The organism is Methylobacterium sp. 2A (assembly GCF_009806555.1).
Taxonomy (GTDB): domain Bacteria; phylum Pseudomonadota; class Alphaproteobacteria; order Rhizobiales; family Beijerinckiaceae; genus Methylobacterium.
Window position 1 is genome coordinate 1 of record NZ_VUOK01000021.1, and the last position, 17,543, is coordinate 17,543.

Annotated in this window: 14 protein-coding genes and 2 pseudogenes; 9 read left to right on the plus strand and 7 right to left on the minus strand. The window is 67.8% G+C overall.

What is annotated here, in order from left to right; genetic code table 11:
• Together FVE89_RS31075 and FVE89_RS11030 are read left to right on the plus strand one after the other, a co-directional pair.
• A pseudogene (locus FVE89_RS31075) lies at positions 1 to 98 on the plus strand (CsbD family protein); the annotation flags it as partial.
• 83 nt (positions 99 to 181) lie between these two features.
• Positions 182 to 565, plus strand: a complete 384-nt coding sequence (locus FVE89_RS11030) for a CsbD family protein (protein ID WP_160534082.1) — start codon at positions 182 to 184, stop codon at positions 563 to 565.
• A 484-nt stretch (positions 566 to 1,049) separates the two neighbouring features.
• Here the strand turns inward: FVE89_RS11030 and FVE89_RS11035 are convergent, their stop codons facing one another.
• On the minus strand, positions 1,050 to 1,316 hold the full coding sequence (locus tag FVE89_RS11035; RefSeq protein WP_160534083.1) for a hypothetical protein: 267 nt from the start codon (positions 1,314 to 1,316) through the stop codon (positions 1,050 to 1,052).
• A 472-nt stretch (positions 1,317 to 1,788) separates the two neighbouring features.
• Between FVE89_RS11035 and FVE89_RS11040 the strand changes: the two genes are divergently transcribed.
• The 3 genes and pseudogenes from FVE89_RS11040 to FVE89_RS11050 all read left to right on the plus strand — a co-directional run bounded on the left by FVE89_RS11040 (position 1,789) and on the right by FVE89_RS11050 (position 5,569).
• Complete coding sequence (locus FVE89_RS11040; protein WP_160534084.1) at positions 1,789 to 3,771, plus strand: malonate decarboxylase subunit alpha; 1,983 nt, start codon at positions 1,789 to 1,791, stop codon at positions 3,769 to 3,771.
• A gap of 102 nt (positions 3,772 to 3,873) precedes the next feature.
• A pseudogene (gene mdcB / locus FVE89_RS11045) lies at positions 3,874 to 4,728 on the plus strand (triphosphoribosyl-dephospho-CoA synthase MdcB); the annotation flags it as partial.
• Positions 4,729 to 4,834: 106 nt separating this feature from the next.
• Positions 4,835 to 5,569, plus strand: a complete 735-nt coding sequence (locus FVE89_RS11050) for a DUF3750 domain-containing protein (RefSeq protein ID WP_160534085.1) — start codon at positions 4,835 to 4,837, stop codon at positions 5,567 to 5,569.
• Between the two features lie 67 nt (positions 5,570 to 5,636).
• On the opposite strand, the gene mqo is transcribed toward FVE89_RS11050, so the two are convergent.
• From mqo to FVE89_RS11070, 4 genes are all read right to left on the minus strand, one after another.
• Entirely contained in the window at positions 5,637 to 7,364 is a 1,728-nt protein-coding gene (gene mqo, locus FVE89_RS11055) for a malate dehydrogenase (quinone) (protein WP_160534086.1), read from the minus strand.
• Between the two features lie 581 nt (positions 7,365 to 7,945).
• Positions 7,946 to 8,251: a lipocalin-like domain-containing protein gene (locus FVE89_RS11060; protein ID WP_342389913.1), complete on the minus strand. Its 306-nt coding sequence runs from the start codon at positions 8,249 to 8,251 to the stop codon at positions 7,946 to 7,948.
• 104 nt (positions 8,252 to 8,355) lie between these two features.
• Positions 8,356 to 9,462, minus strand: a complete 1,107-nt coding sequence (locus FVE89_RS11065) for a tlde1 domain-containing protein (RefSeq protein WP_160534087.1) — start codon at positions 9,460 to 9,462, stop codon at positions 8,356 to 8,358.
• 358 nt (positions 9,463 to 9,820) lie between these two features.
• Positions 9,821 to 10,606, minus strand: coding sequence for a lytic transglycosylase domain-containing protein (locus tag FVE89_RS11070; protein WP_202130756.1), 786 nt, complete (start codon positions 10,604 to 10,606; stop codon positions 9,821 to 9,823).
• A 712-nt stretch (positions 10,607 to 11,318) separates the two neighbouring features.
• Between FVE89_RS11070 and FVE89_RS11075 the strand changes: the two genes are divergently transcribed.
• Positions 11,319 to 12,005: a methyltransferase domain-containing protein gene (locus FVE89_RS11075; RefSeq protein WP_160534089.1), complete on the plus strand. Its 687-nt coding sequence runs from the start codon at positions 11,319 to 11,321 to the stop codon at positions 12,003 to 12,005.
• 50 nt (positions 12,006 to 12,055) lie between these two features.
• Positions 12,056 to 12,667 (plus strand): hypothetical protein, encoded by a 612-nt coding sequence (locus FVE89_RS11080; protein ID WP_160534090.1) that lies wholly within the window; start codon positions 12,056 to 12,058, stop codon positions 12,665 to 12,667.
• A 116-nt stretch (positions 12,668 to 12,783) separates the two neighbouring features.
• Here the strand turns inward: FVE89_RS11080 and FVE89_RS11085 are convergent, their stop codons facing one another.
• Positions 12,784 to 14,475 (minus strand): aminotransferase class III-fold pyridoxal phosphate-dependent enzyme, encoded by a 1,692-nt coding sequence (locus FVE89_RS11085; RefSeq protein ID WP_160534091.1) that lies wholly within the window; start codon positions 14,473 to 14,475, stop codon positions 12,784 to 12,786.
• A gap of 32 nt (positions 14,476 to 14,507) precedes the next feature.
• Here FVE89_RS11085 and asd point away from each other — a divergent pair, with 32 nt between their 5' ends.
• The gene (asd, locus tag FVE89_RS11090) at positions 14,508 to 15,419 is read left to right on the plus strand and encodes an archaetidylserine decarboxylase (RefSeq protein WP_160534092.1); all 912 of its coding nucleotides are present in this window, start codon (positions 14,508 to 14,510) and stop codon (positions 15,417 to 15,419) included.
• A 15-nt stretch (positions 15,420 to 15,434) separates the two neighbouring features.
• Here the strand turns inward: asd and FVE89_RS11095 are convergent, their stop codons facing one another.
• Positions 15,435 to 17,102, minus strand: coding sequence for a methyl-accepting chemotaxis protein (locus FVE89_RS11095; RefSeq protein ID WP_160534093.1), 1,668 nt, complete (start codon positions 17,100 to 17,102; stop codon positions 15,435 to 15,437).
• Here FVE89_RS11095 and FVE89_RS11100 point away from each other — a divergent pair.
• On the plus strand, positions 17,101 to 17,319 hold the full coding sequence (locus tag FVE89_RS11100; RefSeq protein WP_160534094.1) for a hypothetical protein: 219 nt from the start codon (positions 17,101 to 17,103) through the stop codon (positions 17,317 to 17,319). The genes FVE89_RS11095 and FVE89_RS11100 overlap by 2 nt on opposite strands.
• The last annotated feature ends 224 nt before the right edge of the window (positions 17,320 to 17,543 follow it).

Consider the following 17,543-nt stretch of genomic DNA (forward strand, 5'->3'; position numbering starts at 1 on the left):
GCAAGGCGCAGGAGCTGAAGGGCGAGGCGCAGAAGGCGGTGGGCGACGTCAAGGACGGCGCGAAGCACCTCGCCGACACGATCACCGGAAAGCGCTGACGCCGCACCGATGGCGACGGGGCGGCACCGATCCGGACGTCGCCCCGACACGACGTTCAACCGTACCAATACAGGAGATACACATGAACCGCGACCAGATCCGTGGCGCGTCCCGTCACCTCAAGGGGCGCGCCCAGACTGCCTTCGGCGGCTTGGGCGGTGATCCGGTCCGCCAAGTCCGCGGCGCCGTGAACCAAGTGGCCGGCGGCGCGCAATACGCCTATGGCCGTGCCCGGGACCGGGCCGAGGACCTCGCCGAAGAGGGGCACCACCTCGCACACGAGGCGCGGGAGCGGGCCGACCATCTCATCGATGAAGGCCGCCACTATGCCGATGAGGCCCGCCGCCGTGTGACGACCCACGGCCAGCGGGCCATCCGTTACGCCGACGCCAACCGCACCACCACGTTGCTGGCTTTCGTCGGCGTGGCCTTCGCGCTGGGCTGGATCGCCCGCTCCGCCCGCTGACATCAGGAGATCTTCATGATCCGCAAGGTGCTCACAGCCCTCGTGCTGCCGAGGCTCATCGCCTTCGTCACGCGTCGCCTTTCCGGCCGTGCGGCCACCCCGCCGCGCCGGGGCTACTGACCGCCGCGCCTGTCGGCTTTCGCTGTCCCATCTCGGACCCGCTGCAATACGAGCCGGGGGGCGGCCGCGGCCAGCGCGGCCGGCACGGAATCGAATTTCGGCGCCTCCAGCATAACCACGACGCTGCGGCGGTAATCCTCGATGTCCGCGGGTCCCGCCGCGGCGGCCTGTGCCTAACCGACGAGGCGGAGGTTCAATCCGCGCCGCGTGGAGGCTGTGCCCAGCGGGCCGCCGACGTCTTCAACGACGCGGTCAAATCCGGGCGGCATGCCGGTTATGCAGGACCTGACCGCCATCACTGGAGATACCGGCGCCTTGGGCGCAATGCGTGGCCAGTGCCTGCGCACCACCCTTGCGCAAGGTCCTAACATCCCTGGGCGTCGCGCAGAACAGCCCGAACCTGTCCGGCCGCAACCGAGAGTGCGGTCTCCTCCGGAACAGCATCCGGATCGGTCCGCGCGAGGGAACCCAGCCTGTAGACAATCCTGTGCTCCACCGCCTGCAGCAACTCGCGCGCAGGCTCCGCCTCGATGCGCAGCAGCGTCTGCGCGAGGTCGAGATAAGCGCTCCGCAGGAGGCTGAAAGCGAAGCGCGTCGCGGCTTCATCCGCGATCGGTGTCATATTGGTCATCGCGTGCTCCTGAACAAACACGCTCCCCATGCCGATGATCTTATATATGTTTCCTTATAGATTGCAAAACTATCAGAAACAGGGGGCGGAATCTGTGCCTCGCGCCGATGGGCGAGGCCGAAGATTTAACACATGATGATCGTCGGCCATGGCGGAAACGGCAGGTCTGCATCCGTTCCGGCGCGCAGCATCCCCGCCTTCGGCATCGTCGCCGGCCGCTCGCAGCCGCAATTTTTCTGACCGCGCAGCGAAGAGTTTTTCAGAGGCCCTGCATGCCGATAATAGATTACCATGCAACCGCAGACGAGCAGCGTGCCGCGGCGCCGCATATATTGATGCGATGCAATAGAATGCGAACGAAAAACTCAGCTGGTCCCGCGCCTGGTTTCGTTCCGGCCATGCGCAATCGGCAAGCGACGATGTCGAAGCTGGTCCGTTTAGCGAACGGAAGTCGGGGAGGATCACGGGCTCCATGAGGAAGAACAAGGTCATCTCGGCGCGGGAGGCGATCGCGCTGATCCGGGAGAACGATGTCCTCACAACCACGGGTTTCGTCCAGAGCTGCATCCCGGAGGCGCTTCACGCCGCTCTTGAAGCGCGCTTCGTCGAGACCGGCTCGCCCCGGGGCCTGACGCTGATCATGACGGCGGGCGCCGGCGACAGCAAAGGCCTCGGCACCGGCCGCCTGCACCATGACGGCCTGCTGTCGCGGGTGATCGCGGCCAATTTCGGCCGCATGCCGAAGGTCGCGAAGGCCGCGCAGGACAACCTGATCCGCGGCTACAACCTGCCCCAGGGCGTCATCTCGCAGCTCTACCGGGCCTGCGCGGCCGGCCAGCCGGGGCTGTTCTCGAAGGTGGGCCTGAAGACCTATGTCGATCCGCGTCACGGCGGCGCCAAGGTCAACGAGCTGACGACCGACGACATCGTCAAGCTGGTCGAGGTCGATGGCGAGGAGTGGCTGTTCTACACCGCCACCAGGATCGACGTGGCCTTCATCCGCGCCACTTCGGCGGACCCGTCGGGCAACCTCTCCTACGAGAAGGAGGCGCTGACCCTCGATTGCCTGGCCCAGGCCATGGCGGCCCGCAACAACGGCGGCATCGTCATCGCTCAGGTCGAGCGCATCGTCGATGACGGCTACCTGCTGCCCAAGGACGTGCGCGTACCCGGCATCCTGGTCGATTGCGTCGTGGTCGCCGAACCCGAGATGCACCGGATGAACTACGGCGTGATGCACGACGCCGCGCTTGCCGGGGAGATCCGCGTGCCGGTCACCGGCATCAAGCGGATGGCGCTCAACGAGCGCAAGATCATCGCGCGCCGCGCCGCGTTCGAATTGCCGCCGAACGGCGTGGTCAATCTCGGGGTCGGCGCGCCGGAGGGCATCGCGTCGGTGGCCAACGAGGAGAAGATCACCCCCTACATCACCCTGACCACCGAGGCGGGGGCGGTGGGTGGCGTACTGGCGTCGGGCTCCAGCTTCGGCGCCGCCACCAACGCCGATTGCATCATCGACCAGAACCAGATGTTCGACTTCTACGACGGTGGCGGCCTCGACATGACCTGCCTCGGCATGGCCGAGTGCGACGCCGCCGGCAACGTCAACACCTCGCGGTTCGGCGGCAAGCTGAACGGCTGCGGCGGCTTCATCAACATCTCGCAGAACGCCCGGACGGTCGTCTTCGCCGGCACCTTCACGGCGGGCGGGCTGGAGATCGCCGCCGATGACGGGCAGGTCCGGATCGTCAGCGAGGGCAAGGCGCGGAAGTTCGTCGCCTGCGTCCAGCAGAACACCTTCTCGGGTCCCTACGCGGTGGAGCGCTCGCAGCCGGTCCTCTACGTCACGGAGCGCTGCGTGTTCCAGCTGACGCCCGAGGGGCTGGAACTGATCGAGGTTGCGCCCGGCATCGACATCGAGCGGGACATCCTCGCCCACATGGATTTCGCCCCCGTGGTGCGCAATCCGGTGCCAATGGATCCCCGCATCTTCCGCGACGAGCCGATGGATCTGATCGCGGACCTGCTCAACCTCGATCTGAAGTCCCGCGTCAGCTACGACGGCGAGCGCAACATCCTCTTCATCAACCTGGAAGGCTGGTACTGCCGGGTGAAGGGCGACATGGACGAGCTGCGCATGACCATCGTCGAGGCCTGTCGCAAGGCCGGCCAGCGGGTCAACGCCGTCATCAACCACGACGGCTTCCGGCTCAACGAGAACCTCGTCGACGATTACGCCAGCGTGCTGCAGTATCTGCAGGCGAACTACTACGCTACCACGACGCGCTACGCGACCAGCGCGTTCCTGCGCCTGAAGATGGAGGAGGCGCTGACCAGACGCGGTGTCGCCCCCCACGTCTTCGAGCGCAAGGAAGAGGCCCAGGCCTTCCTGAGCAGCACCGCGGACAAGAAGGCGCGCAAGCGGATCTCGCCCGCGGTGGCGTCGGCGGCGTAGGCGCTGCGGGTCCGCGCGCATACGGCTGGGTGGTGATCTGGTATACGGGCCGGACCCGTCCCATGCGGGCACCGCCGCCACGCGTCGCCAGGAGCCGCGAACCTGCGCCAGTCCGATCACCTCGTCACGTCGCATGCCGACGCTGTCGCGCGGCGCGCCGGGCACGTCGCGGCCCTCGCGCATGCCGCGCTGATCGCCGAGCTGGAGACCTTTCCGAAGCCGGGCCTCGTCAGCCCGGTCGATTCCGGAAGCCACGACGATATGGATGCCGATACCCTGCGGCGGAGCGCGGCGGCGCTCCGGCCGTTCTTTGCGGAACTCGTCGTGGCGGGGGCTCGGAGCGCCGCCATGGCGGATCTCCGCGCGATCGGGATCCGGGCCGAGGCCGCCATGATGCGCGCGACCGGCGGGATCAACGCGCATCGCGGCGCCATCTTCTCGTTGGGCCTGATCTGCGCCGCGGCCGGCGCGATCGGCGGGTCCCCCGCCGCTGCAGAAGCCTACGCGGAGGCGGTGGGGACCCGCTGGGGGGCGGAGATTGCCCGCGTGCCGGCATCCCCCGTCAGCCATGGGGGCCGGGCCGTTCGGCGTTACGGGGTCGGCGGTGCCAGCGCCCAGGCGGCGGCGGGTTTTCCCACGCTCTGCTCGGTCGGGCTACCGGCCCTTCGGTTGGGCCGTGCCCGCGCGCCCGACGACCCGGAAGCCGCACGCGTCGATTGCTTCTTCGCCCTGCTCGCCGTCGTCGACGATACGAATCTTCTCCATCGCGGCGGCGCGGAGGGTCTGGCGACCGCGCGGGCGCGCGCGGAGGCTTTCCGGGAAGCCGGCGGGGTCGCCGCGCCGGGCTGGCGCGATCGGGCCGCCGCCGTGCACCACGCCTTCGTGGCGGCGCGGCTCAGCCCCGGGGGCTGTGCCGATCTCCTCGCGGCGACACTCCTGCTCGATTCACTCGGGGCGACGCAGCATCGGTCGCTGGACTTGCGGCGCGCCGCATCGGTCGCATTCTCCCGAGGCTCGGCGATACCCAGATAGTGGTTCTCGCCTCCCCTGCCCCGGCCTCCCCGTGACCTTGATCCGGATCGCGCTCCTCGCGTTCGTTGTTCTCTTCGTCGTGCCCGTCGCGATCTCCGCCACGCTCTACTGGCTACGGGCCAGCGGTGATTGGCGGCTCGCCGACCGTTCGAGTGCGGGGCTGCTCCCACCCGCCGAGGCCGAGCCGGGCGCGGTCGTCCGGATCTTCTCGGCGCGCACGGTGAGCTGGCGCGGGATCGTGGCGACGCATAGCTGGATCGTCATCAAGGGGCCGGGCGAGCGCGCCTATCGGCGCTTCGACTACACGGCCTGGGGGCAGCCGATCTGGATCGACCGTTTCGTCCCGGACGGGCGGTGGTTCGGAAACCCGCCCGAGACAATCTTCGCGGCGGACGGGGCGGCGGCCGAGGCGATGCTGCCGCGTATTCGGAAAGCCGTCGCCGAGTACCGCTATGCCCGGCCCGGCGATTACGTCGTCTGGCCGGGGCCGAACTCGAACACCTTCGTGGCCGCCGTCATGGCGGCCGTGCCGGAGATCCAGGCCTGCCTGCCGACAACGGCGATCGGCAAGGATTTTCCCTATGACGGTCGATGGATCGGCCGGACGCCCTCCGGGACCGGCATTCGGATCAATCTTGGGGGCTATGCCGGGCTGACGATCGGCTGGGTCGAGGGGATCGAGCTGAATCTGCTCGGCGGCGTCGCCGGGATCGATCTGCGCCGGCCCGGACTCAAGCTGCCGGCCCTGGGGCGGGTCGGGATCTAGGGTCGATCCCTGCATCCTGCGCCGGAGCCGCCCGGTGCCGGGCCGCTCCGGACGCGGACCACACCACTCAGGGCGCGAGGTCGTGAACCGGCTCCTTTACCGTCGCGGGATTGCTGTTCAGGACGGTGCTGCCGGTGGAGACCGGCTTCAGCACCGCGCGGTCGATCTGCGGCGGCGCGGGCAGTTCGAGGGCGGCACTGGTGTCGGCCCATTCCTGCGCGACGCGATCCGGATCGTCGTTGAGCTTGGTGCCGTAGCTCGGGACGATCGCGCGGATCTTGGCCTGCCATTCCGGCGTGGCGACGTTCTTGGGAAAAACCTTCTCCAGCACCTGCAGCATGATCGGCGCCGCCGTGGAGGCGCCCGGCGAGGCCCCGAGGAGAGCCGCGATGCTGCCGTCCCTGGCGTTGACGATCTCGGTGCCGAGCTTCAGCACGCCGCCCTTCTGCGGATCGCGCTTGATGATCTGCACGCGCTGGCCCGCCTGCCAGAGGCGCCAGTCTTCCTTCCTGGCCTTCGGGAAGTAGTCGCGCAGGGCCGCGATGCGGTCGTCGTCCGACAGCATGAGCTGCCCGGCGAGGTACTCGACCAGTGGAAACTCATCCAGGCCGACGCGCATCATCGGCCAGATGTTGCTGGTCGTGGTGGATGACAGGAGGTCGAGATACGAACCCTCCTTCAGGAACTTCGTCGAGAAGGTCGCGAACGGCCCGAACAGGATCACGCGCTTGCCGCCGAGCATCCGTGTGTCGAGGTGCGGCACCGACATCGGCGGTGAGCCGACCGACGCCTTGCCGTAGGCCTTCGCGAGGTGGAGCGTCGCGATGTCGGGATTGTCGTTGATCAGGAACGAGCCGCCCACCGGGAAGCCGGCATAGTCGTCGCCCTCCGGGATGCCGGATTTCTGCAGCAGGTGCAGCGCGCCGCCGCCCGCGCCGATGAACACGAACTTGGCGTCGACACTCTGCCGGGACCCGTCCTTGAGATACTTGGAGGTCACCCGCCAGGACCCGTCCGCGTTCTTGACGATGCTCTCGACCTCGGTCGAGAGCCGCAGTTTGAAGCTCGGCTGCTTCTGCAGATAGGCGACGTATTGCCGGGTGACCTCGCCCCACTCGCAATCGGTGCCGAGCGGCGACCATGTGGCGGCGACCTTCTGCTTGGGATCGCGCCCGTCCATCATCAGCGGCACCCATTTGCGCAGCTGCTCCGGATCCTCCGAATATTCCATGCCGGCGAAGAGCGGGCTCGCCTTCAATGCCTCCCAGCGCTTCTTCAGATAGGCGATGTTGTCGTCGCCCCAGACGAAGCTCATATGCGGCGTGTGATTGATGAAGGAACGCGGATTCGTCATCACGCCGGTCTTGACCTGATAGGCCAGGAACTGGCGCGTGACCTGGAAGGCTTCGTTGATCTCAACGGCCTTTGGAATTTCGACCTGTCCGTTCTTCTCGGGCGTGTAGTTCAGCTCTGCGAGGGCCGAGTGGCCCGTGCCGGCATTGTTCCAGCCGTTCGAGCTCTCCAGCGCGACCTGATCCAGGCGTTCCACCATCTGGATCGACCACGTCGGCTCGAGTTCGTTGAGCCAGAGACCCAGCGTCGCGCTCATGATGCCGCCGCCGATCAGCAGGACATCGACCTTGCTGTCAGCTGCCTCGGCCAGCGCCAGCGACGTCGGCAGCGAAGCCGCCGCCAGTCCGAAAGCCGCGGTTCCGAGGAGCTGCCTCCGGCTCAGCGGCGCCGCGGTCTGCGGATGCCGGTGGTGGAAGGGCACGGTCTGATCGTCGGCACGCATGGCGGATCCCGATTGACGGGCGGACGTGCGTGGTCAGCACGTCCGCGGAATGGACACGGACAAAGTCGGCGACGGGGACGTCCCGTGCCGGCCTTCCGGATCGTTTCCTCGGGACCTTCGCGAGACACGCCCGGCGCTGGCCTGGTGCGCTCAGGCGTTTCGGTTTCGCGCTCAACCGCCGCGCAAGGCAGGTTCGAGCGCGAATCCGATCGTTCGCGTGCTGGATCGCTTGCTTTGTTATTGCCCGCACCGGAGCGTGACCCGAGCGTCAGGGGCGCATGCGGCCCAGATCCGATCGGCCGCACCATGATCGGCGACCAAGGCGGGTCCGACGCATCGGCCGGGTCAGCTCGGCCGCTGATGGGCGTCCTCTTAGAGGATGAAGCGTGGCAGGACAATCTCCGAAATCCCGGCGCGCGAACTGGCGCCGCCGTTCTCAACAACGGCGATATCGGCCCGATTTTCGTTATCGTCTCTACTCAACGATGCTTCCTTCGACATGAGGGAATGCGAGCGCCGAGCATTCGCGTCAGCAGCATCGACCGGCACAGATTGGTCGACACCGGGTATGAAGCTCCGGTTCACGACGAACGCACCGATGCGATGTGTTCGAACCGGACGCGGCTGCGTGACAGGTGGCCCGCGCCCCAATTCGGCATGGCGCGCCACAGGGGCATGACCTCGGCGACATCACCGGTGAGCCGAACGGTGCGCGGCTGCTCCGTACCGACCCAGTCGGGTGCCCAAGCCGTCTCGACCGAGGTGATCCACTCGTTTCCTTCGATCCGGTAATGGCTGATAGAGGCGACCACGCTCTTCATCCGTTCGGCGCGCACGGCGTCCGTGGAGGCCGGCTTCCGATCGCTGTCCTTCCGATTGAACGCCACTCAGCCATCGCGGGTGGAGATCGCGCGTCCGCGGGGCGTGCTGCCCGTCGCGCCGGCTCTATAGCGGGAGACGAGCGGTCGGCGCACGCCTTTCTCTCAGACCGTCAACCGCCGTTACGCGCCATGCGCGTGCGTCCGCCATCCGCGACCGCGGGCAGCGGATCCTGCGTGCCGGTCACCACGACGAGGCGCTGGACCTCGCCCCGAAGGAAGGCCTGCAGGAACCGGTCGTAGTCGCGGAACGAGACGCAGCCGTTCGAATCGCCGCGCGGGCCCAGCATGAACGTATGGGCCAGCAATCCGACACGGCCGTAGACGACCTCGCTGCCACCCACCGGGGTCAACCGGATGGCCCGGACGCCATGGAACAATTGCTCGCGCTCGGTCAGATCATAGGTCCCGGGCGGCGTCGGTCCCCGCATCCGCACGTTGACCAGACGCGGGTCATCCAAACCCTCACCGAGCCCCGAATGGGCTTCCAGCCGCTCGCCGTTGGGCAGCGTCACGGTCCGGGCGGTAATGTTGTAGATGGCGACGCCCGGGGTCGGGCTCGGCTCGCGCGACAGGGCCAGCGGGGGCGAGATCCGCCGCTGCGGGGCCACCTCAAGCGGCTTGCTCTCCAGCGCCGTGTAGGCCAGCGCCGGTGCCTGCTGCTCGATGCCGAACAGCTTTTCCAGGAACGAGCGCTCGTCCGCCGGCTGCGCGGTCGGCTGGGCCGGCACGATATCGCGTCGGGCCATGCGCCGCCCGGCTCTCCGGGCGAGCGCGGTCGCACCCGGCTGCCCCCGGAATTCAGGCGGGCGTGGAACCGGAAGCGGCACCGTCATGGCCGTGCGCGGGGCCTCAGCGGCTCCGCCTATGGAGGGCGCTTCCGGATTCAGGGCGGGATTGATCGGCGCTAGCGGCATCCAGGCCCAATGCGGTGGCGGACCGTCGGCGAGCCCGTTCGTGTCCGTCTGGGACGGGACGGGTTCGGCGTTCGACGCCTCGTCGGTCCCCTGCGAAGGAGCCGGGAGATTTGCCGCCTCCGGCACCGTGGGCCGGCTGGCCGTTGCCACATGGGTGGAGGACAGGCGCGGATCCCGATCCCGAATGCCGGACCCGACGAGGGCCATGGCCAGAGCGCCGGTGAGCACCGCCAGCGGTGCGAGACAGGAACGCCGGGACGGCCTGCTGTCCTGGCCGTCCTGTGGCACGGAATCGATCGCCATGCAGATGCCCATGCTCCTCGTCGAGCGAAGGCAGGCCAGTCGAAGATCGTCGATCCGCGCTGCGGATATCGCGCGATCGGCAGACCTGCTCCGCTCGGATCGAAACAACGGGTCCGGATAGGCTTTTCTGCGGCAAGTCGATGGTCGATCTGGGATCGATCGAGACCATTTTCGGGCGCGAAGAGCTTCGTTCTCAAGTCTTCGGCGCCTCGTCGGGGCCGGCGACGTCTGTTATACTGCCGCATCCAGTGCGGCGGGGGAGGACATCTCGAACGGGCGGGAAGACCCGTTCGACACGGGAGCGCGCGCGAGCCGGCACCGGTCGCCGTGCCCGAAGGCAGGGCGACCGGGTTCACGCCTAATCGTTGTCGATCTGACGCCCGAGCAGCGCGATGGCCCGCTCGTAGACGGGGGCCGCGTTCCAGCCCTGGATCGCGGCGAAGTTCGGCTCGCCGGGCTGGTAACCCGCGCCGGCGCGCCATCCATGCGCCTTGAGAAAGTTCGCGGTGGACGACAGGGCCGCGCCGACATTGTTCAGATCGCCGGTGCCGTAGGTGAGCACGTTCTTCGGTAGGAACTGCGTGTGGCCGACCTCCCCGTGCGCGGCCCCGCGGGTGCTCGGCGTCAGCAGGCCGCGGTCGATCAGGGTCAGCGCCGCGTAGAGCTGGTCGGTGAAATACTCCGAGCGTCGGCAATCGTAGGCGAGGGTTGCCACGGCCGAGAGCGTGTTGACGTTGCCGCGCACCGCGCCGAACCCGGTCTCCATGCCCCAGATCGCCAGGAGCGGCCCCGGCGGAACCCCGTAGCGCTGCTCGATCGAGTCGAACAGAGCCGCGTTCTGACGCTTGAGCGCCCGCCCGCGAGAGACGATCGCGGGACCGCCGCGCTTGGCCAGGAACTGGTCGAGGGACAGCTTGAAGCTGTGCTGGCCGCGGTCGGCCGAGATCGTGGCGGTCGAATAGCTCGTGTTCTGCAGGGCTGCGAGGCTCGCCGCGCTGGCCCGGCCCCGCGCCTCTTCGGCGAATTCACGCTTCCATGTCTCGAAACCGGCGGCGGTGTTGCCGCATTGCGCGGCGCGCGCCTGCCCGGCGCTCAAGGCAAGCCCGGCGATTGCCGCCATCACGAGGGTCTGACGCCGCATCATGTCGATCACGCGAAACACTCCTATGGCGCTTCAGCGCGCCTCATCCGCCCGGCGATACCCCGCCACATCTCGGCGATATCAGGGCGAGAAAATGTCCAAGCCGCGAACGCTGGCTTCTCGCCTTCACATCATTGCGCTTTCGCTAACGATCGCTGCACGTGACGCCCCCTCCTCTGCCGGCTGGGCCGGCTGCTCGCCTCACTTGGCCGGGACGCCGCAAGGCTGGACTGGAAGGCGCGCGAGCCCTTTGCCGGCAAGATTATCCTGGCGCATTCAAGCCGGCAATGCAGTTTCGAATGGGCATCGCATCCGAGCGAACTGATTTGCCGACGAATGGCATGCCATTTCAGCGCTTGTTAATGCCGTCACAACGCTGTCAAACGACGGTCATAGCTTTGCCGGCGGAAAAAGGTCTTCGGAGAAGCGGTGTGGCGCTCATGACGAACCGGGCTGTTCGACGCCCACCGCAGCTCTGCGTCTCCTGATCTGCGTTCCGCGATGTCGACGATTCTGACGGCGGCCGCGCCGACCGCACCCAGCGCGGATGCGGGATCGCCGCGATCGACCGGACGACGCGCGCCGCGATCACACCAGCGGACCTGAACCGGGGCGAGCGCTGGAGCCGCCGGACGCGGACGGGCCGCCGACGCTTCACGCCGTCACGATTCATTCCACCAGCCTTCGACCTGCCACACAGCGAGACTGAACACCCATGGCTATCGGAATGCACGGCACCGGCTCATCGCGCGCAGGCGCGCTCCGCCCCGATCTCGACCGCGACGGTGTCGCCAAGGCGTATGGGCGCTGGGCGCCGGTCTACGATCTGGTGTTCGGGCCGGTCTTCGCCCAGGGGCGGACCCTGGCGGCGGCTGCGGCGGAGCGGATCGGCGGCCGTATCCTCGAAGTCGGCGTCGGGACCGGCCTGTCCCTGCCCGCCTATCGTCGCGCCGCCAGCATCGTGGGCATCGATATCTCGGCGCCGATGCTTGAGAAGGCGCGCCAGCGCGTGGCGCGGCTCGGCCTGCGCAACGTCGAGCGCCTCGCCGTGATGGACGCCGAGCACCTGGACTTCCCCGACGCGTCCTTCGACGTGATCGTCGCGCAGTACGTGGTCACGGCGGTGCCGAACCCCGAGGCCGCACTGGATGAGTTCGCCCGGGTGCTCCGCCCCGGCGGCGAGATCGTCATCACCACCCGCATCGGCGCCGAGGACGGCCTCCGTCGGACCGTCGAACACGCCCTGGCGCCGATCACCAGCCGCCTCGGCTGGCGGACCGAGTTCGCCTGGAACCGTTACGCCGCCTGGGCGGCCGGCGCTCCGGTCGAGATCGTCGAGCGCCGGGCATTGCCGCCGCTCGGCCACTTCTCCCTCGTCCGCCTGCGCAAGCACGGCGCCTGAGGTTCCGCAAACTCTTGCCCACCCACCATCGTTCGATGAGGAAGCACACCATGGCGAGCTTTCTGGACGCTCTGCGCATCCAGCGCTGGGACGATCACCGGTACTATCACCACAATCGCGTCAACCAGAGCTTGCACTTCGTCAGTGCGATCAGCTTCCTGGTCTCCTACGCCCTGGCGTTCAAGGACCCGGCAACGGCGGCGCTGATCGGCTGGCTCGTCGCCATGACCTCCCGGCAGGCCGGCCACCTGTTCTTCGAGCCGAAGGGCTACGACCACGTCAACGACGCCAGCCACGAGCACAAGGAAGAGATCAAGGTCGGCTACAACCTCAAGCGCAAGATCGTGCTCCTGGCGATCTGGGCGCTGTCGCCGCTGCCGCTCTACTTCGATCCGAGCCTGTTCGGCTTGATCTCGCCGCATCAGAGCACGGCCGATCTGATCCGCAACATCGGCTGGATCTGGCTCTGGCTGGCTTTCGCGGGCCTGCTGTTCCGGATGGTGCAGTTGTTCTTCCAGCGCGACGTGCAGACCGGGATCGTCTGGGTCACCAAGATCCTTACGGACCCGTTCCACGACATCAAGCTCTACCACAAGGCGCCGCTCGCGCTGCTTCAGGGCGAGTTGGTCGAGGATCACGAGCCGCACGAGCGCGGCGCCTGAGATCGGACCGGACGCCGGGCGGTGAGCCGCCCGGCGCGCTTAGAGCGCTCTCCGCCGAAGTGGACGCCGGTTCGGCGCACGAGAGCGCGTTGCGACGAAGGCTTAGAGCAGCCGGATCATCCCTGGTCCGGCGCGCGCAGGCCGAGCCGGACGCCCAGCTTGCCCAAGCGCACGGCGGCGACCTCCCGCAGGATCGAGCGGCGGATCGCCTTGTCGCTGGGCGCCCCCGCCTCCCACCATCCGTCGGCCCGCATGGTCTCGGCGGCCGCCACGAACCGCGCGGCCACGGCCTCGAAGGCCGCGTCGTCATAGGCGAGGCTGAAGATCAGGCGGCCGGTTCCGACCCAGGACAGGGCCAACCCCTCCGCACGCAGGTAGAATTGCAGCATCCAATTGTAGCGCGACGGCTTGGTGTACAGGACCGTCCAGATTGTGGACATGTTGGCCACGCGCACCGGCAGGTCGGCCTCCGCCAGCATGGCATTGAGCCGCGCCGCGCGCCGGTCCCAGGTCGCGTCGAGATCGGCGTAGAGCGCGGCCACCTCCGGCGTGTCGAGCCGGTCCAGGAAAGCGCCCATGGCGCCCATCACGTAGGGATGGGCATTGAACGTCCCGCGGGCGAAGCAGATGTCGACCGGCCGGTCGTCCCGGTAGCGCCGCATCAGGTCGGCGCGCCCGCACAGGACGCCGACCGGCAGGCCGCCGCCGAGCGTCTTGCCGTAGGTGACCATGTCGGCGCGGAGGCCGAAATAGTCCTGCGCACCGCCGCGGGCGAGGCGGAAGCCGAGGAACACCTCGTCGAGGATCAGCACGATGCCGCGGGCCGTGCACACCGCCCGCAGGTCGTGCAGCCATTTCGTATAGGCGGCCCGGTCGAAGACGGCCCGGCGGCTGCTGTCGACCAGGGCGGAATCGGACGGCGCCCCGGCATTGGGGTGCAGGGCCTGGAGCGGATTGACCAGCACGCAGGCGACGTCCCGGCGGCTCGCGAGGACGCGCAGCGTCCGGTCCGACATGTCGGCCAGGGTGAGGGTATCACGGGTCGGGACCGGGTTGCCGATCCCGGGCTGAACGTCGCCCCACCAGCCGTGATAGGCGCCGCAGAAGCGCACGATCCGGCGCCGGCCGGTATGGTAGCGGGCGAGCCGCACCGCCTGCATGACCGCCTCGGTGCCGGACATGTGGAACGAGACCTCGTCGAGGCCGGACAGCGCCTTCAGCCGCGTGACGTTGCCGGTGACCACCGGGTGCAGCGGACCGAGAACCGGGCCGAGGGCCGAGACGAGCGCCGCCCCCTCCTCCAGGCAGGCACGGTAGAAATCCACGCCGAACAGGTTCACCCCGTAGGAGCCGGCGAGATCGTAGAAGACGTTGCCGTCGAGGTCGGTGAGGGTCACGCCCTCGGAGGCGGCCGCGAAGGCGCCGGTGCCGAGATGCGCGCGCACGTGCTTCGCGTATTGGAACGGCACCCGGTAGAGGCCGGTGAATTGCAGATCCGACAGGCCGTCGCGCACCGCCTCGGTCTCGGCGCGGGTGCGCGCGTAGCGCGTCGTGAACAACTCGGAGAGCCGGGCGAAGCCGTTCTCGCGCCGGGCCGCAACCGCCTCGTCCGGATCGTCCGAGCGGAAGAACGCGCGCTCGGAATAGGCGTAGTGCGGGATCAGCCCGGCGACGCGCCGGGCCATCCGGGCGTGGCCCGTGAGCGAGGGGTGTTTCGCCCGGGACAATTGCAGGCGCTGCGCGGCCCGCGGCAGCGCAAGGACCGCAGCGGCGACGGTAGCGGACAGGGTGGTGAGGAGTGCGGACATCGCTTCGCGCCCTATCGGAGGCACTTCACGGCATGATGACGGTTTCCGGATCGCCGCTGCGGCGGGCGCTGGCGCGGGTCGGCGCTCAGGAGGATCTGAATTTCCTCCTCACGAACCGCCTGCCGCGCCGGCTCGCCACCCAATTCATGGGCTGGTTCAGCCGGATCGAGCAGCCGCTTGTCCGCGATCTGTCAATCGCCACATGGCGCCTGTTCTGCGATGTCGATCTCAGCGACGCACGGGAGGCGAAATTTGCCAGCCTCCACGCCGCCTTCATCCGGGCGCTGAGGCCCGGCGCGCGGCCGATCGCAGCCGATCCCGCGATCCTGACGAGCCCGAGCGACGCGATCCTCGGGGCGCATGGCCGGATCGAGGCAGGACGCCTGTTTCAGGTCAAGGGCCTCTCCTACCGGCTCGCCGACCTGCTCGGTGGCGACGCGGACCTCGCGCGCGCGCATGAGGGCGGCGCCTACGCCACCCTCAGGCTGACCGCCGGGATGTACCATCGCTTTCACGCGCCGCATGACCTGCGCGTCGAGTCGGTGCGGCACATCTGGGGCGACACGTGGAACGTGAACCCGATCGCGCTGAAGCGCGTCGAAGCCCTGTTCTGCCGGAACGAGCGTGCGGTCCTGCGCCTGCGGTGCGCCGAGGGCGGCCACGCGCTCACGCTGGTCCCGGTGGCGGCGATCCTGGTGGCGGGCCTGCGCCTCCGCTTCCTGCCGGAGGGCACGGCCCTGCGCCGGTTGGGAGGCCGGACCCTGCCCTGCACGGCCCGCCTCGCCAAGGGGGACGAGATGGGCTGGTTCGAGCATGGTTCCACCATCGTGGTGCTGACGCCGCCGGGCTTTGCGCTGTGGCCGTCCCTGCAGGAGGGCACACGGCTGCGCATGGGCGAGCCGCTGATGTGCCTGCCTGCCCCTTCGGAATCCGGGGGCCGCTGACAGACGGCGTCGGGATCAGGCGGCCTGGACGGTCGCGAGATACTCGATCACCGCCGCGTTGAGCGCATCGGATTGGCGCGCCAGATCCGTCGCGGCCTGCAGGACCTGGCTCGCGGCGTTCCCCGTCTCGCCGGCGACCTGCGTGACGGAGCCGATATTGGCCGTGACCGCCTGTGTCCCGTCCGCTGCTTGGGTGACGTTCCGAACGATCTCCTGGGTCACGGCGCCCTGCTGCTCCATTGCGGCTGCCACGCCCACCGATATCGTGCGCAATTCCAGGACTGTGGCGGCGATGGCCTGGATGGCCTCCACGGCGCGGTTCGTCTCCCCCTGAATCGCCGAGACCTGCGCCGATATGGTCTCCGTGGCCCTGGTCGTCTGAGCGGCCAATTCCTTCACCTCGCTCGCCACCACGGCGAAGCCGCGGCCCGCCTCTCCGGCGCGGGCGGCCTCGATCGTGGCGTTGAGCGCCAGAAGGTTGGTCTGCGCGGCGATCCCGGAGATCAGGCCGATCACGGTGCCGATCCGTTCGGCGCCCTCGGCCAAGCCCATCACGAGGGTGTTGGTCTCGGCGGCCGAGGCGGCGGCACGCTCGGCTATGTCGGAAGAGTGGGCGATCTGGACGTTGATGCTGCCGATCGAAGTCGCCAACTCCTCGCTGGCCGCGGCGACGGTCTGCACGTTGGCCGAGGTCTGCTCGGCCGCCGCCGAGACGGTGGACGATTGGGCCGCGGTCTGGTCGGCGTTGCGGCTCATCAGCCGCGCGGCCGCTTCCATTTCGGTCGCGGCGCTCACCAGGGCCCGCATCATGCGCTCGATCTGGCTCCGGAACGCCTGCGTGGCGCCGTCGAGAACCTCCGCGCGGCGCATCTTCACGGCCTGTTCCGCGGCTGCCGCCTCGTCCGCCTTGCGTTTGGCCACGAGTGCATCCCTGAAGACACGGAGCGCCTTGACCATGGCACCGATCTCGTCCCGCCTGTCCGCGCCGCCGACATCCGCGGCGAGGTCCCCCGCCGCGAGCCGGCCCATGGCGGCCGTCGTCGCGCTGAGCGGGCGCGTCACCTGCACCAGGATCACGTAGAGGCCATACCCGACCGCCAGGGCGGCGAGCGCCAGGGCGCCGAAGTTGAGATAGCGCAGCCAGATCGCTGTCGCATCGGCCTCCTCGAACTCCCTGCGCGCTTCCCGGATCTGCAGGCTCGTCAGTTCGGTGAGACCCGCGTTCGTCGGCTGTACCTCCTCGATCAGCTTCAGCCGTGCCGTCGAGAAATCCACGGTTTCGTCCCGGTCCAGCCGCCGCAAGACTTCTTCGACGATGGCGTCATCCCGGGTGAGATGGGTCTGAAGATTCGCTGCGAGAGCCTTCTCGTCCGGCGTGAGATAGGTCGTCAGATAGGCGGCCCATGTCTGCTGACTGCGCGTGAGTTCCTGTTTGAGGGTCCCACCCGCTGCACGCGCATCGATCTCTCCGCTGATCACCTTTCGCAAAGCAACGAGCATCGCATTGTAGGAATCGCGGAGGCTGCTCAACTGCCCCAGACAAACAACCCGGTCCGCATACATCGTCTGAAGATTTTGATGCATGTTCCGGAGAGCGTAATGGCCAAATGCAGAAGATCCGAATAGTAAACCGCCCAACACGAACAAGAGAATGACGAGGCGCGTCTTGAGGGACATATGCATGGCAGAGGATTCCGAGTCCGCGACCGTGGATCCGGAAGTGACGCTAGCGCGCAGCCAAGCAAACGCAAACAATTATCCTGCAGTTTTAAGAGTGATATTAAGTATTTACAACGGTGTCGCTGAATTAATGGATAATCTAATAGATCAATCAAAATCAAAAATCGAGAGATTGCGAGATGTCGTGGTCTTTGTTCTTTTTGCCATGCCCGCGGCTTGATCCGAACAACCCGCGATGTCGGCATCGCGGGTTGTTCGTCGGGCATCGGGCGATGTCATTTCTCGGCAAAGCTTGTCCTGGTTTGAGGTATCCCCCCAGGGAGTGCTCTCAAATGAGTTTGACTTAAAGCACACGGAACTCTGTCCTTACAGGTCCGTGCTTACAGAGAAGTTTGACCTTGTTGGCGAACGGCCCCTCACGTCCGCTCAGCTTTGCGTTTCCGC